This is a genomic window from Pararhizobium arenae (genome assembly GCF_001931685.1).
Taxonomy (GTDB): domain Bacteria; phylum Pseudomonadota; class Alphaproteobacteria; order Rhizobiales; family Rhizobiaceae; genus Pararhizobium; species Pararhizobium arenae.
Window position 1 is genome coordinate 17,288 of record NZ_MOOY01000011.1, and the last position, 15,357, is coordinate 32,644.

The 15,357-nt window shown below is 58.0% G+C and carries 13 protein-coding genes; 2 read left to right on the forward strand and 11 right to left on the reverse strand.

Going from position 1 to position 15,357, the window contains the following annotated elements; genetic code table 11:
- Window positions 1–234 precede the first annotated feature (234 nt).
- The 5 genes from BLX89_RS21215 to BLX89_RS21235 all read right to left on the reverse strand — a co-directional run bounded on the left by BLX89_RS21215 (window position 235) and on the right by BLX89_RS21235 (window position 5,026).
- On the reverse strand, window positions 235–1,479 hold the full coding sequence (locus BLX89_RS21215; protein WP_075292979.1) for a hypothetical protein: 1,245 nt from the start codon (window positions 1,477–1,479) through the stop codon (window positions 235–237).
- 123 nt (window positions 1,480–1,602) lie between these two features.
- Window positions 1,603–2,667, reverse strand: a complete 1,065-nt coding sequence (locus tag BLX89_RS21220) for a hypothetical protein (RefSeq protein WP_075292980.1) — start codon at window positions 2,665–2,667, stop codon at window positions 1,603–1,605.
- A 111-nt stretch (window positions 2,668–2,778) separates the two neighbouring features.
- Window positions 2,779–3,495 (reverse strand): hypothetical protein, encoded by a 717-nt coding sequence (locus BLX89_RS21225; RefSeq protein ID WP_075292981.1) that lies wholly within the window; start codon window positions 3,493–3,495, stop codon window positions 2,779–2,781.
- Between the two features lie 98 nt (window positions 3,496–3,593).
- Window positions 3,594–4,358: a hypothetical protein gene (locus tag BLX89_RS21230; protein WP_075292982.1), complete on the reverse strand. Its 765-nt coding sequence runs from the start codon at window positions 4,356–4,358 to the stop codon at window positions 3,594–3,596.
- Between the two features lie 155 nt (window positions 4,359–4,513).
- On the reverse strand, window positions 4,514–5,026 hold the full coding sequence (locus BLX89_RS21235) for a hypothetical protein (RefSeq protein ID WP_075292983.1): 513 nt from the start codon (window positions 5,024–5,026) through the stop codon (window positions 4,514–4,516).
- Between the two features lie 687 nt (window positions 5,027–5,713).
- Between BLX89_RS21235 and BLX89_RS21240 the strand changes: the two genes are divergently transcribed.
- Window positions 5,714–7,993: a DNA cytosine methyltransferase gene (locus BLX89_RS21240; protein ID WP_075292984.1), complete on the forward strand. Its 2,280-nt coding sequence runs from the start codon at window positions 5,714–5,716 to the stop codon at window positions 7,991–7,993.
- 116 nt (window positions 7,994–8,109) lie between these two features.
- Here BLX89_RS21240 and BLX89_RS21245 read toward each other — a convergent pair whose 3' ends face one another.
- The 6 genes from BLX89_RS21245 to BLX89_RS21270 form a co-directional block, all read right to left on the reverse strand.
- On the reverse strand, window positions 8,110–8,382 hold the full coding sequence (locus BLX89_RS21245; protein ID WP_075292985.1) for a hypothetical protein: 273 nt from the start codon (window positions 8,380–8,382) through the stop codon (window positions 8,110–8,112).
- A gap of 168 nt (window positions 8,383–8,550) precedes the next feature.
- Window positions 8,551–8,796 (reverse strand): hypothetical protein, encoded by a 246-nt coding sequence (locus BLX89_RS21250; RefSeq protein WP_075292986.1) that lies wholly within the window; start codon window positions 8,794–8,796, stop codon window positions 8,551–8,553.
- 141 nt (window positions 8,797–8,937) lie between these two features.
- Window positions 8,938–9,843 (reverse strand): PcfJ domain-containing protein, encoded by a 906-nt coding sequence (locus BLX89_RS21255; RefSeq protein ID WP_075293074.1) that lies wholly within the window; start codon window positions 9,841–9,843, stop codon window positions 8,938–8,940.
- Between the two features lie 442 nt (window positions 9,844–10,285).
- Window positions 10,286–10,582, reverse strand: coding sequence for a hypothetical protein (locus tag BLX89_RS21260; protein ID WP_143523718.1), 297 nt, complete (start codon window positions 10,580–10,582; stop codon window positions 10,286–10,288).
- 152 nt (window positions 10,583–10,734) lie between these two features.
- Complete coding sequence (locus tag BLX89_RS21265) at window positions 10,735–11,118, reverse strand: hypothetical protein (RefSeq protein ID WP_075292988.1); 384 nt, start codon at window positions 11,116–11,118, stop codon at window positions 10,735–10,737.
- Between the two features lie 387 nt (window positions 11,119–11,505).
- Window positions 11,506–13,119, reverse strand: coding sequence for a hypothetical protein (locus BLX89_RS21270; RefSeq protein ID WP_143523719.1), 1,614 nt, complete (start codon window positions 13,117–13,119; stop codon window positions 11,506–11,508).
- Window positions 13,120–13,395: 276 nt separating this feature from the next.
- On the opposite strand from BLX89_RS21270, the gene BLX89_RS21275 reads away from it, so the two are divergent.
- Window positions 13,396–15,357 carry an AAA family ATPase gene (locus BLX89_RS21275; RefSeq protein ID WP_083637794.1) on the forward strand — a complete coding sequence of 654 codons (1,962 nt, stop codon included), beginning with the start codon at window positions 13,396–13,398 and terminating at the stop codon, window positions 15,355–15,357.

The window sequence follows — 15,357 nt, forward strand, 5'->3', positions numbered from 1 at the left end:
GTTTCCGTAGCTCCAGTACCATTACGGCATGTGGAACCCTGACGCTGACAAGCATTGTCAACGGTTTCCGCGACGATATTGGACTCATGGACTCCCCGTCCCAACCTAATGCTAGCGGTTTGACCGCCAAACCTGGTGGCCAAGGCAAATACGACGCTACTTTCAACTTCACTCATGGAATTTCCCATCGGCTTCATTAGGACCGGCACAGATGTCCGGTGTTACGATCTGTGCTCAAGCTTTCGGGTTGCGCTTCACAACGCGTCCGTCCGTGGCCCAGCTGTCGAACACTATGAAATCGGCGAGCTCATCTTTGGTGGTGGTCGCCACCGCGCCGAGTTCGGCGATCGCGTTGCGCTCCAGGTTCTCGAGAAGCTTGATCGTCGCCGTTAGCTCGGCCGTATCCGTAGAATCTGGATCTGCGTGACCGAGCGCTTGCCGGCCACGGCCCAACATCTCGGGAACCATGATGTCGAGCTCACACCGGATTTCATCGACCCTTGAGAACAGGTTGAGGATGCGCCGGATATCGGCTTTCGTAACGGTGCCCCTTTTCGTCGCCGACGTCGCGCTGTGCAGGGCGACCGGTTTAGCTTTTCCAGAAACAGACGATGATGTCTGCTGTTGGCCCCCCGTCTTTCCAAACGGAGGAATACCTTCGATGTGTTTCAACGCGACCCAGAGTGCAGCGTCGATGACTTCGATCTGGCGGTAGGTGATGCCGGGAGAATTTCGGAGCCATTCACGCTCCGTATGCAGTGAAAGTGAGCCGTCGCTTTCGACAGTGACAAGCTCACGCGCACACGACCAGATGGCGCCATCATCGACAGAGAACTCGAAGTGCAAGGCTTTGATGCCGGGACGGACGTTGATGAGCGTCGAAGCGATGTTTCGGATATCAATCCGGGCCACAACCTCACCATCGACGTCACGCCGCAGGTGGAACTCGTTCAGGACCGCGTCGATCTCCTTGTCGATGTCGGCGACGCCGTATTCTCCGTAGCGCCGACAGGCATCCGCACTCTCGGCAACTGACGTGACCCTGTCATAGATCTCAATCAGATCAATTTCGCTCTCCAGATCATGCCGCAAATCGGCAATGTCACGGCGCAGGTCTTCACATGCATCGAACACCACGATCCAGAACAGCAATTTTGCACGCGGGTCATTCGACAAGCCCTTCGCATCAAATGCCGGGCCTCCGCCGCCGGCTTCGACACTGTAAACAGCGACAGGTGTCCCCCCGGAGAACTTGTGCACTGCTTGATCGTATTTGCTGATACGACCGGTCTGCCCTTCAGTTCTGTCAGCGTAAAACGCTCGTCCTTCACGTCTGGACCGGGCAAGCAACGTTTCATCGATGGCCGCAGAGAGCGTTGGCACATCAGTCCCGACGCACGCGATCGGGCCCTCCACACCATGCTGACCAGCCAGATAGATCAAGGGAGAGTTTGCAGAGACAAGGCGCAGTCGCGACATTTGAATTTCCTTCAGTTTGTAATCGAATGAGATGCTGGTGATGCCGGAGGCCCGGTTGAAGCGAGTGTGGGACAGGTGCCAGGCGCTTTAGCCAGCAACCGCGCCGGTTTCGGTCCGGACGCATCAGAGCGGGGCGAGAGAGAGAGGTGGGAGCGGCCCGAGGAGGAGGAGACGAACCTCCTGATCCGGCGCTTCATGCGTCGGCTCGTAAATCCAGTCGCTCGCGTAACGATTTCCCAGAAAGTCGTCTTCGTCGATATTGTCCGAGCGTTCGAGGACCTCATGCGGCCACTCGGTGCTCGCGCCGAAGAACCGGAAATGAGATGAGGTCGGTCGCCCGCAAGAGCGGACCTGAACCCAGTAACCGATCACATCGAGGGCTTCCGCAGCCTCCGCAAGCTTGAGCTTGCGCGGCCGGTGTGACGCTCTGTCCACGTCCTTGCCGCGAAACCATCCACCATCCGTCTCGATCTCTCTGAACTTCGACATGATGGCGGCGGAAAGTGAGCCATCGCCGATGATCGGCTGGCCTGCGAGAAAGCCTTCGTCATCCTCTTCGAATTCGGATCCGACTTCGGTCGCGGCCGTTACGGGCGAAAACAGAATAGGCATCGTGCCGTCGCGATCTGCCGACCAGATCATCCCGCCGACCATACCGAGGCCGCTCGTCCCCTTATATTGGCCACGCTGCTCGGAGGCCGCGCGCTCTGCCGACAGGTGAAGGCTCGCCGCGATCTTATCCAATCCGCCGATTAGCGTTTTCCCGACGCCGTAGCCAGCACGATTGGGCTCGTCGTCCCATTCAAAAATTCGCTCGTTGTAGATGGTGCTGACGACCGCCTGGTCTTCTGCGATGACGTGTGTCAGACAGCCTTCGAACCGCGGGGTCGCATCGAAGTCGATATGATGCCAGGTTCCTGCGAAAACGATCTTCTGTGTTTTCTCAGCCTGGTATGACTTCGCGGCGGCTACGATTTTGTCGCGGTACCGTTCGATGAAACGCGCCAGCTGGCCCGTCGGATGCGATGGCTGCCCGTTCACGAACCCGTTGACCGTCTCGCCGATCACTTCGATCGCCGCGTCCGGCCCGGCGAAAACCGGGCGTGCCAAGAGATTGACCAACGGGGGCTCGGCGGTAAACTCCTTCACGCGGAACTGCGAGAGGCGATAAAGATCGCATTCTTTCATTGCTTTTGCTCCTTGGTAGCGCGACCCCGTTTCCGCCAGAGCTTTTGGCCGGGGGTGGCGCTCAGATGTTCAGTTTGAGATTTTGTGATTTCCTGGCCGCGGCTCATGTCCTCACGCGGCGATCATCGGCCCGGTGGAAGGCGCGTTTTTCATCGCCAGTGCCTCGGCGTCGCCTGCCGTCGCCTCTGCGTAGAAGCGACACGTGTTCTCCACCAGCAGTGCGCGCCGCGCGGGCGAAGCGTCTGGCGCATATCGCCATGCTCGCGTCGCCAGATCGACGGCTCTTGTCAGCTTAAAGTAAGCGATGCGATGGCGAACGCCTTCATCCCGATATGCATGCCAGTTGAGAATATTGGCATGGTGTCCGTCGCCAAGATCAAGCGTTTCACCTGGGGCGAGTCGCGTCAAAAACGCCGCAGCGCGAGGCGAATTGTTCCAAGGACGCTTGGTCTGGCCGTGCGTCGGGTCGAGCCAGACGTTGCCGATGCGAATCGTCATATGTGCATTTATAGCGTTCGGGAGCTTGGGAGCTTGCGGCGTACCGATGCAGAGCGACTGAACGGTGAAAGCCATCTCTCGGCGAACCTCCAAGCCGGTGCGCGCGATTTTTGCGTCAGCTCGACCCAGGAGATGCAGAGCGTCGCGTACTGTGGTCGCAGCAAGGATGCAGCATCCAACCACTGTGTCCTCCTTGGATCCCCAGATCGGGTCAACCTCAACGGCTGCCCAAAAAGCATCTCCGATCATCTTAGCGAGGCGAAGATCGCGTGCATCCTGATCAGAAAGTGGTTCGTCGTCGAGAAAGGCTACGCATTCATTGCTATTCATGTCGTTCTACTCCGTTCGAGGAGACAACGCCGATTGTCCACGGCGTTCATCTGAAATTGTGTCGGTGAGATGCGTTGGATTTGGCCAGCTGGCGTCCATCAGGACGCCGTTGCGAGACCGACACTGACGGTGTCGTCACCATCGTTATGACGGCAGATGAAGCAGGTGCCGGCGAGCAAGCGGTCGACGTCGTCCTTCCACCGGATGACCGCCCCGTGCTGTTCCTCAAACTTTGTCGCACATGAAAATGCCTGGCCGACAAGACGGTTGACCTGCGTCAATTTCGAGGGATCGTCTTCACCTGCCGCGCTTGCGAGCTTCTTGATCGCATCGTTGTAGGCGGCCAGCGCTTTCAACTGAGCGACGGCGAGGGCGAGCTTTGTGAGAACAACATCGCGCACGTCGACTTTGACATCGTCAAAATCCATACCGCCAAACATCGCGGCATCAGCGACGACCCGAGGCCAATTTGCATCACCATAGGTGAGATGGTCGTCCTGCCGAACAAGATCATAATTTTCGTCCAGCCATTCGAGCGTGTAGTGTACGATGTGTCCATCCACGCTGATCGAGAAAAGGACACACAGGCCGTCGTCTTCTTCAAAAATCGGATCGACAATGGCGATACGTTCCGCCAGCGGTTTCAGAGGCTGAACTTTGATTGTTCGGATGAACAACTCGACGCTCTTGAAACCGTATTGCAGGGCCGCATTTACAGCGCCTTCAAAACCCGCATCAATACAACATTGATCAATCGTATGACGGGCGCTTTCAGCGTGATAGATAGTGCCCTTCTCGTCAGGACGTGTGACAATATACGGCGCCAGATGAATGGCGGTCTGGGCGTTTAGAGCGTCGGTCATGTCGTAGTCCCTTCGGTATTGTTGAGTGCCTTCTGGCGTGGGCAGTTCGCACGCGCCCATCAGTCACCATCGTCGCTGATGGAAACGGAAAGAAGCGTCTTGTTGGGTGGGGTTGATTTTGACGCGCGGCCCGTCAGGCCACGCGCCATGGACGCCTAGAACAGGAAATCCAGCTCATCATTGTCGTTTGCGACCATGTCACGAGCGAGTTTGAGCTCGACATCGACCGGTGTGTGCCGTTGAAGAGCGCGGGCTGCAATGTCGCTTGAAATAAGCGTCTCTGCTTTGGCGATGAGCTTCCGAAGTCCGCGTGAGAACGTTGTGTGTTCGGCAATATCGATCAAAGCCATGAACGCGATGATCAACGGATCGTCCTCCATACTTGCGGCGACGTCGCACATCGCGGAACCGTAAACGAGGGACAGGGGATGGTCGTCATCTCGGCGTTTGTTATCTCCGTCGAGCAACTGCACGTGGCCTGTCGTAATCCAAACCTCCAGATTGAAATCGTCCATTGGCTTGATACGGACCGCTGGCTCTTGTTTCGAAACATGCTCGATGAAGCCTCTGACATCCTTGGCCAGCTCGTCGATGTAGCGATATGCAAAATCCCCGACCGGGCGGTTGGCGAAGATGTTGTCGAGGTAGCTATCTTTCAGTCCTTGCATCGTGTCTCTCCAAGTTTCTTGCGACCAGCGGCGAACCGCGCCACCGTCGCAAAGCGACCGTGTCGGCAGAAGGCAGCCAGTATTTCGTTGAAATGCCTAGAAGCGCCCGCGTTCCCGCATCGCTTCTGCGGGACCACGCCCAGGCGGGCGTTGGCTCCATCGCTTTGTCATCTGCGACGATGAGATTGCAGAACCAGCCGCCCGGTTATATCCAAACTGCTGGCGGGACCGACGATATACCATCAGAGCCTGTGCACCGGCGCCGTATGCTACAGTCGCGTTGACGAAACAAATGAGGGGCGTGGTGGTGATCGTTTTCGATTTAAACATATCCAGCGCTCCTTTCGTTGTTCTCTCAACTGATCCTGTGTCAACGCTGCCGTGGATAACAATTCAGGTCAACAGCGGCGACAGAAGAAAAATGAAATTAGATCGGTGATCGAATTTTGACGATGTATCTGTGTTGACAACTGACACGTAAAACGCGCACCAACGGCCCCCTATACTTACGTAAAATCTTACGGAAATTCTTGAACCATTGTTTTTGTTTAAGCGATCCGAAATTTTATTAAGCGTCTGTATGTGACCCGAAAAAATGTCCCGTATCGTTACAATTGTCTCGTTTTGGCTCACCTTATTGAAAGGCTTCAGTCTGCATGAAGGTCCCCACAGCAAGAGGGGAACACAATGCCGGATATTGAAGTCGAAAACGCAGCCCACGCCGACAAGGACCAGAACGTCGCAATCCCGGTAATTAACAACACGGCAAGACTAGCTGAAATCTTCGACATCATTCGCAATGCAGAGGAGGGCAACCAGGTTCTCCTGCCCGCGGACGTTATTCGGGACCGCGATATCGCCCTTCTGGCGCTGAAAAAGAAGGCAGAGGCCGCCAGAGCCAAACAAACAAAGGTCTACCTTGAGCTTCTCGGCCGCGTGCGCCAGCTTCGCGGCCTCGTTCCAAAAAAGGCGCGTCAGCTCGTCATCATGAATCGTGAATGGATGATATCGCGTTCCGAGGCTTTACGTCTGCTGAAGTCCAGCGAGATTTCAGAAAAGGACGCGGAGCTCTACTTGGCCCACCACGTCACGCCAGACATGATCGCGGCGCTCGCACGGTCGCCGGCGAGGATCGTAGAAGAAGCCCAGATGCTAATCGAAGCCGGTCGAATCTTGTATCCGAGTGATTTGCGCGGAATGAAGATGCGTTTGAACGCCGCCAACCCAGAAAACGCCAATCTCGCGCAAAGCAGAAAACTCAAGCGCGCCGCGTCGGCTAGCGTTGAGATGCGCCTCGGCGAATTCCGTCAGCGTGTCGCCCGCATGGTCCGAGCGCTCTCGCTCGCCTATATGCGTCTGGACTGGACGCGACGGGAGCGTCGGGAAGCATTCCTGCGACAGACCTCCACGGAGGCAGCAAAAACTCTTTTGGCCGAGTTCGACGCGCTGTTCGTACGAGAGATGCCGGTGGTTCGTGACTGGGACCATCTTGACCCATCGGACAATCTCCAGTCGTTAGCCAAGGTGCGGGTGTGCCTTGCCCGCCTCGCTACGGATGAATATCTCCTGCCTTGGGTCTCCAGTTCTGAATATGGTCCCATAGAACTCGTTTTGATCCAGTCGCTTGCCTGGTTGGCTGGAGTCGACGTTGATCACCTGCCGAACATCACCGAGCAATACCTCGTTGACCTGGCGATTGCGGCAGGAAAAATCGAAGACGACCGGATTGCCCCGCACAAGGTGGTGCCAGAGCCCACGAAGCTAACATCGCTGGAAATATGCAGTGGCGCTGGCGGGGCTGCGATCGGACTGCACGCGGCAGGTTTCGCATCGGTCGGGCTTGTCGAGCGCGACGCCGATGCAATCAAGACGTTGGTGCATAACAATCAGATCGGACCGGTCTTCTGGGGCGATGTCCGCGCGTTCGACTTCAAGGAGTACGCTGGCAAGGTCGATCTTTTCGCCGGCGGTGTACCATGCCAACCGCATTCTGCACTCGGCAACAGGGCAGGGGAGGCCGATGAACGTGACCTCTTCGCTTTCTCGGTGAAGATCATCAAGATCGTCCGTCCGAGGGCAGTCATCCTGGAAAATGTCCTCGGCTTCGGTCAACGTCAGACGGCTGTTTATCGGGCTCGTATTCTCGCTGAATTGCGAAGGGCTGGCTATGACGCCGAAGTGTTTGCTGTCCGTGCGGCGGATTATGGGCTCGGTCAGGCTCGCCCGCGACTGGTCCTTGTTGCGATGCGCGACGGATTGTTGAGCCGGTTCAAAATGCCGCCAATCCAGACAGCGGAACCCGTTACCCTTGGGGAGGCGCTTTATGATCTCATGGCAGCCAATGGCTGGCCTGGAGCAGCGCAATGGGCCGATAAGGCCAACCGTCCCGGCCCGACGATCGTCGGAGGCTCCGAGCGATCCGGCACGATGGCGTTCTCCTCAAGCTTTCAGCTTGACGAGTGGGAGGCGCTTGGTGTCGATGGACGTGCGATCGCGCGCTCCGCACCGTCCGCTGATATGCCGATCGATCATATGCCGTCGCTAACACTTGAAATGGGTGCGAAACTCCAGGGCTTCCCGAAGGCGTGGTCTTTCCAGGGGCCTCAGAAAGCACAGCGGCGTCAAATCGCAAACGCATTCCCGCCGATCCTGGCTTGCGCAATCGGCTTGGCAGTCCGCGAGGCATTGACCGGGGTGTCGGTGAACTATGCAAAAGAATTGTCTCAAGAAGTCATTGAAGAGACCGGTCGCCGCTGGACTGAAAAATCCGCAAGCCATGATCCAGCTTGGTCTGCAGCGATCGAGCTGCAACTGCCGCTTGGAAACGCACACATGGAAAGCTTTGTGGAGAGTTTCGCTGGCGGCAGATTCAGGATTGAAGACCGTGCCGCATTCAAACTTCAAAACCAAGAATTTCTGAAGAGAGCGCGTGAAGCAGAAAAAGGAAGAGCTCGTCAGGCCGGTTAACCCCATCGGTTATCCGAATTCTGAAAGGCTCCAGTCTCTCGGATCACTCTGGCCGCTGGCAAACTTCCAGCGGCCAGAGTGGCTGATCATTGCGAGCCTAGACAGAAAGCCGCCTTCTACCCCCCTGTAGGCAACAGGAGGCCAGCTTCAGCAATCTGGTTTTGCCTCTCCTGCGCGATCAACGTTTCGATCCGATTGATGACGGCATGCGCCATCGATTGCCTGGATGAAGTCGCCACAACGCGATCGACGTTTCCGAGTGTCGCAAGAAGACTACTCAGGCCGCGTTGTAACACCAGACCCTCATCCGCTTCGCGATTATCGGTAACATGCGGTAGGTATGCCTCCAGTGCGGCATCGATCAATTTCAAAGTCGTTGCAGAGAGCATCGCGCAGCCTCATCGTATGAGTATCAGTTTGGTATGCTACGAGAAAGCCTCGCCGGCGACAAACCGCTATGGATCGATGGCGAGAAGTGCACGATTTCAAAGTGAGATACGTGAACCGACCTGCAATCTTCGCGGCTATCGAAGCCGTCACCGATCGATATGTCGCGCCTAAATCCTCAACGGAGCGACCGTCGCGTCAGCGACATCAAGGAGCCACTGCTCGTGAGTGCGCCGCTCGTAAGCTTCCGCCGTCATCGTGACCGGGGTCAACCGCCAGGTACCGCCCCCGACCCACGCCCGATGTGGGGGACCTTCGCGCCAGCGAGCGACGATGTCACGCTCCGCAATCTGTTTGACGCCGCCCTCGGCAGTCTCGTTACCATCCTGCGAAACTCTTTGGTCAGTCGTGATCAAGTAAGCTCACTCCGAATAGGTTGGATTGCGACGACGGCAAGCAGGATTGCCTCATCACCAAGTTTCAGCACCTCGTTCTCACCGGGCTGAGGCGAAGACAATGTCGCGACCACTTCATTCTTGATCCGTTTGCGACCGGCATCAACCACGCCGGCGTGACGGTGGCAGATTTTCGAGAACGCGTAACGCGGCGTGACCATAAGGCGCATATCGGCCGTCCGCTGCTTCCAATAGTCCCTTCCAGCTCCTCTCGTCAGCAACACCGGCCAACAGATGGACAACATGCGCCGCCGGGTCAGTGTTGCACGGCCCCCGAAACTGGCGAACGACGTCTCCATCGAGTTCCAGCGTTGCCAAGGGCCTGCCATCGGGATCACGCACCGAGAGAAGGCAATAGTCATTGTCCGCGAGCCTGCTATCGTAGGAACCGAAACCGATGCAGTGATGCATACGGCTACCTTCACGCTGCAGCGCTTTCGGGGTTAGGAGGTGGACCAGCGTGTGGCCGACGCCGAGATCACAGACGAAGCCTTCGTCTTCAGATCCAAGAGGGGCGGCGGCCGCGGATTTGCGATGGCGAAGGCCCTTGTCGGCTTCGCGAACGAGCTCGAAGATTGTCTGGCACTTAACGAGCTTCCTGGGCCGCCCGCTCTCGTCGAGATTATAGAGCCACCGCTCATCCCGCCGTCTTGCAACGATGAGCCAGTCGATCACATGCCAGACATGCACGCCAAAGAAGTCGAGATACAAGGCCGCCCGGCGTTGCCATTTCCGCTGAACGACGTCCTCGGTTCTCCCACCTTGAGATGGAACTCCGTCGATTTGCCACCACATAGGGTCCTCTGAATCGGAGAACGGATCGAACAGGATTTCGGGGTCGATGGCGTCCTGCCTGATCCACCATTGCAGGAAAACGCGGACAGGACCGAGTGCAAGAAGAGTACGGATCGGCAGAAGTTCGCGATCCGGCATATCGAGTGCGCTCGTATATGCAAGTGCCGCGGCGGCCCATTCAGGGTGCGTCGCGTCGGCCTTGGCCTTGCTCATCGCAGTACCTTGCGACGGATATCGATGACGGTCGACGCCGCAGCCGGCGACGGACACAGCCGGTCCATGGAACGAGGAGAAGACCCGTTGGATTTTGCCCGCATCAGGCATTGCTTTCCGCTGATGTTCGGTACCGCGGAATCCTCAATTGCCAAGCCATGCTTCGCAATAACGTTCTTTAATCTTCGATACGGTCTCTCAGCCAATGTAACCAGTCTTGTCATATTCCCGCCGCCCTCTGAGCCGGTGCTGTTGAAGGGATTGTCGAGGGTGGCAATGCAAGCGACAAGGTAACGCCGTGACCTTACGAATTCTCGATTCCAAATTCTGGGTCCGCGTGTCCAAACAAGGGAGTAATGGGGGGAAAACAGCCAAAACCGTGCTGAAACACAGCGCAGGCAAGCCCGTAGGACACTGAAACCGACTCTGGATGATGTCCGGGTCATCCCTTTTCAGGGACAACGGTCATATACTGCCGTCGCTTGAACAGCCGGGCCTGAAGCGCAAGCTTGCACTGATCGCGATCCAGGCCACGCACGGTGACGAGGTGGTCTATGGCCGACGCCAGCAAGCTGTCGTAGGCGGCAAGGATTGAGGGCGGGATCGGGTTGCCGGCCTTGGCGCTCCTGACGTTGCGGATGGATGCCGCCTGTATCGCGGCCGAAAGCGCCTCGTCGACGATATTCGGCTGGACCGGTTTGCCGAGCAGTTTCCGCTTCCGTCGGGTGTTGGCCGACAACTCCCGACGCCTCGACGAAGTTTTGTATTTTCGCTGCATCCCCTGCGCCATAAGCATTCTCCCTGTAACGGCGTGATCAGCACCATGTAACGGCGTGACGACGCAAGACACGAGAGGCCGACCGCGGAAGCGGGTAGGGCGGCGTCGATAAATTATCGATGGGACAGATCTGTCCCATCCGCAATTTGCGCTGATTTAAGAAACTTCGTCCTGATTTTTCTCGATTTTATCCGCTTTTCGATCGAGGCCGGCACATCGGTATGGGTCGAAAACACGCTCTCGAGAACGCGCAGAACCTCGGCTTTCCCGGCTGCGTCGGTCACAATGATGTGGATAGCCGCATCGGCAAGCGCCTGGCGGATATGCGCCGCCGTCGGCTCGACGATACCGTTCTGGAGCGCCTCGGCAATCCGCTTGCGGTGGCGCTCGACGCCGTTAGCAATGTATTGTCGCCTGAGGTGTTTCGGCAATTCCCGTACTGTTGGCGGCTTCTCATCTATGAGCATTGAAAGCAGTTGGAGATCGAGTGCAGACATGTCCATTTCCCTTTGTGCGTTTAAGGAAATGGTGCCGGCCGGCGGTGCACGAAACCAGCGTTTTACAGGTAACCCAGAACTGCAAGCTGCGGCCGCTTACATCAAGCGTCTGCACGCTCCGTATCATATATGAGACGTAAGCCCGACTTACGTACAAGATATGAGACATAGCGGGCGCTTCGATGCCCGGACACATCGAAGGTGCAGCCTCGGATGCCACCCGTTTCGCGACGTCACTGGCGACGATGACTTCGATGTCTGATCACAGGCTCTTCGCATCTGCCGGACAGAGATCACGATTGATGAGGAGGAAAGTCGAGATCGTCAGGCGAGGCTGTGTGGCATCGGTTTTCAGTCCAGATTGGCCCGGATAGGTCCAGGCTCGATTTATGTGCTTGGCGGGCTTGCCTGCCTGTTTCTGGCGGATCGCTCAGCGTCTCTGGTGGCTGACCTCACCTCCCAGTCAACGGGAGTTGAGTTTCCATGACGAAGGAATGCCGGCGCTGGGCGTCGGACGACAGGCTTCAGAGGTTCGATGACCTGCGGAGTGCCAAGGTCACCGGCTGGCCGAGAAGACGCCGCGACGCTGATGGCAAAGGGAACGGAGGGAGAGGAACCAGAATCCACAATTGACGGCAGTGCCACAGGAGAGGTCGGAGCGGTCGCCGGGGAGGAGCTATTCCATTTGTAGTCCGTATGTCCGCAAGTCTCTGTTACGACTTCCGTATTTCTGACGTTTGCCTTGACGATCTGCTCCGGGTCCGATGTCTTCCCAACGACCCGTTCGAATGCCTTCTGCATAACCCGGACGAGCATCGTTCTGTGGCTCTCGGCGACGACGAAGGAGTCGTGGATCGGTAAGACCGGTATGCCGCGCTTGACCGTCATTTCAGTGAGGACGATTTCGGCTATCCTTGCATCCAGTCCTTGAAGACGAAGGCCAACGCCACTGTGGAAACATTCGGCGACGTCGCGGTGGCGCTCTTTGATCGCGTCGATCAGCTCTTCAGCGCCCTGACGATCGCCACCCATTTCCCACGCAAGCGCCCCGAGAGCCGACTTGTAGCACGTCGCATTGACCAGGATGTTGAACGCGGCTTTGCAAAGGTCGCGGAGCTCTTTCGTGCCCTTCCAGCCAGGAATGTCATAGGCGTCGCCGACAAGCTCGATTCCGGCTTCCTGGTAGATGATCCTGGGGTGAATTTGCGAATAGTCGATCTCAACGGTCCGCTCCCCATCAAGACGCAAGTGTTTCCGGTCCTCGGATTTCACGGCCTGCCACCATCCGCCATAATAACGGCCGCCCAGCGTCCACTTGCCATTGAACACCCGGTAAAGGCTTTTGAGCGCCGGATACATCACGTAGTCGCCCTTGCGAAGCGTCACGCCCTCAGCCACGATGCCCTCGGCGTCCAGCACGATGCCTGTCTCGGCCAGGACCTGATTGACCCTGCGGACCACAGCTCGCATGTCGTGGACGCGACCCGATTCAGCGTACGGGATAACATCGCCGTCCTCGTCTTTCATGATGATCTCGCAGCGCACCGGCTCCAGGACAGCATCAACCCGCAACTCTGCAAGCAACGGATTGGGCCGAAACGACGATTGTGTTCCCCGCCGTCCCGGCGGTCGGCGATCGTGATCGACGATGTAGCCGAGCTGCTCCAGGAGGTCGATGGCGGCCGTAACGGTCGCTAGGGTATAGCCTCGGGGAGAGTATTGTCGGCGGCGCTTGTAGTGGCCGGCAGAACGGGAATACGAGATGCGACGTCCCGAGTACATACGCGCGGACATGAGGATATCAGCCGCGATCAGGTGCAGTACATCGTCAGCGGCCTTCGTTTTTAGCTTCGGGAGATGAAGCTTCTCCACAAGCTCGGTATCGGCGATCCGCCACTGATGATTGAGCGGCCGGTCGCGCGATGGGTCGTGGAGCCAGTGATCGTCGTAACTGTGCATCGCCGATGGCGACAATTCATTTTGTATTTGCGTGAACTGCAACTTAATCGATCCCGTCTACGTGGGATTGAATTACTCTCTCCCGACGAGATAAATCGTGCTGCGATTATAGTATCCCGGCAACGAATATTTTGTTGACGCGCGATCGCACTTGATTAACCGGATCAGCCGGCCGCCATTGACCCAGCGCGCCGTGCCCGGCATAGGTGCGGGCAGTGAGGAGATACGGACATGATCACGACACTGCGAATAGCCCGATAGCCCCACGCCCCCGCACAAGCGGCGGCGAAGCTATCCATGTTATCGCAGGAGCACGTCATGTCACGTTACGACACCCGGCCCTCGTTCGAGGCCACGATCGCCCGCCTTCATATTATCGAGTTTATTACCAGGCTTGGCGCTGCGGCGACCGGTACGATTGTCATCGCTGTCCCGACATCGTCGGAAGCCGAGCTGTGGCTCTCGCCGGCCTTGAACTATTTCCGCAAAATCCGGGACGCCGCCGTCAAGGCGATGGCCGAGCTCGTTTTCGAAGACGTCGAGCACATTGGCGACAACCAGCGCCAGCCTTACGACGCGGCCATGCTGACGTCCAACGGCCTGACCTCTGGGTTCAGCGGTGCGAAGTGCATGCTGAACATCACTGAAATGGGCCATGAGGACCTCAAGCATCCTTCGGTCCGTCTCGCGGATGAACTTGTCTATATGCACCTCGATCCCACGCTCGTCATCAAGGCAGCCGCGGAACACGGCCGTGCCGTCACAGTGGAAGAGGCTGAGCTTCTCATCGCTATGCCGCACCGCTACCGCCATATGGCACTGACGTCATCGCGCGCCATCCGTGAAAGCCATACGTTGCACTTTGAAGTTATGGAAAAAGAAGCCGAGCTCAAGGCACAGGAAGGGGCAAAGGAGAGCAAAAAGACGGCCGCACCGGTGCGCTGCGTTCCTGACGTCCGGCCGCTCGACGAGCTCCACGGCTATGGTGATGCCAAGCTTTGGGGTCTCGAGCTTGCCCGAGACGTCGCGGATTGGGAGCGGGGCGATATCGGCTGGTCCGACGTTGATAACGGCGTCCTCCTGTCCGGCCCGCCGGGTTGCGGCAAGACGACTTTTGCCGCCGCACTGGCAAAGACGCTGAACGCTCACTTTGTCGCGGGTAGTTACTCCGCATGGCTTGGAACCGGCGATGGACATCAGGGCGATCTGCTCAAGGGCATGCGTCAGGCTTTCCGAGAAGCCCGTGAACACGCGCCGTCCGTCATTCTGGTTGACGAGATCGACAATTTTATCCAGCGGGGTTCGATCGGCGATGGTAAGCACGACGAATGGATGCGTGGTGTCGTCAACGGCCTCCTAGAATGCCTCGATGGTGCGATCGAACGGCCGGGCGTGATCGTTGTCGGCGCAACCAACGATCCAAGCGGCATCGACGCGGCGTTGCTCCGTGCCGGCCGGCTGGATCGTCATATCGCCATCCCGCTCCCCGACGCCGAAGCACGATTGGCGATCCTTGCGCAGCACCTGGACGTCGACGAAGCCTTCGGCCTCGGCGCTTTCAAGCGACACACAGAAGGGATGTCGGGCGCAGACCTCGAGCGGCTTGCCCGTGACGCACGACGTCATGCCCGCCGAGATGGAACGGAACTACGTCACGCGCACATTGCCCGGGCCTTCCCGCGCCGCGAGCCTCGCACGCCCGCCGAAATCCGGCGCATCGCGACGCATGAAGTGGGCCATGCCATCGTGGCGGCCGCTCTTGGTGGGCGACTTGAACAGGTTGTTGTCCATAAGGATCGCGACCCGTCCTGCGATGGCGAGGTTGCCGGCTTTGCCGCCATCGAGCCGCGCGATGGTCCTCATGACGCGACGTGGTATCTCGACCGGGTCGCTCACATCCTCGGTGGTCTCGCGGCCGAAACTATTGTGTTCGGCAGCCATTCGGATGGCGTCGTCATGGACCTGGCGGAAGCGTCTAACATGGTGACCTACACGCTGACATCGCTCGGCATGGGCGACACGCTGCTGTCCGATGGTCATCGTGATCCCGCCGCATTCGTCAGCGCCCGATCTTACGATCCTGTTCTCCGTCGTCGGGTCGAAGACGTTCTTCAGGAACAGTTGGAGCGAGCGGTGGACATTCTCCTGGCGCACCGCGAGGCGTTCGATGACCTGGTCGAATTGCTGATCTTGCGCGGCCGCCTCGACGGCGCTGTCGTGGCCGAGACAATCGCGTCGTGCGCTGGTCGCGCACCGGCGCAGCTGTCGCTCGCTGTGTAG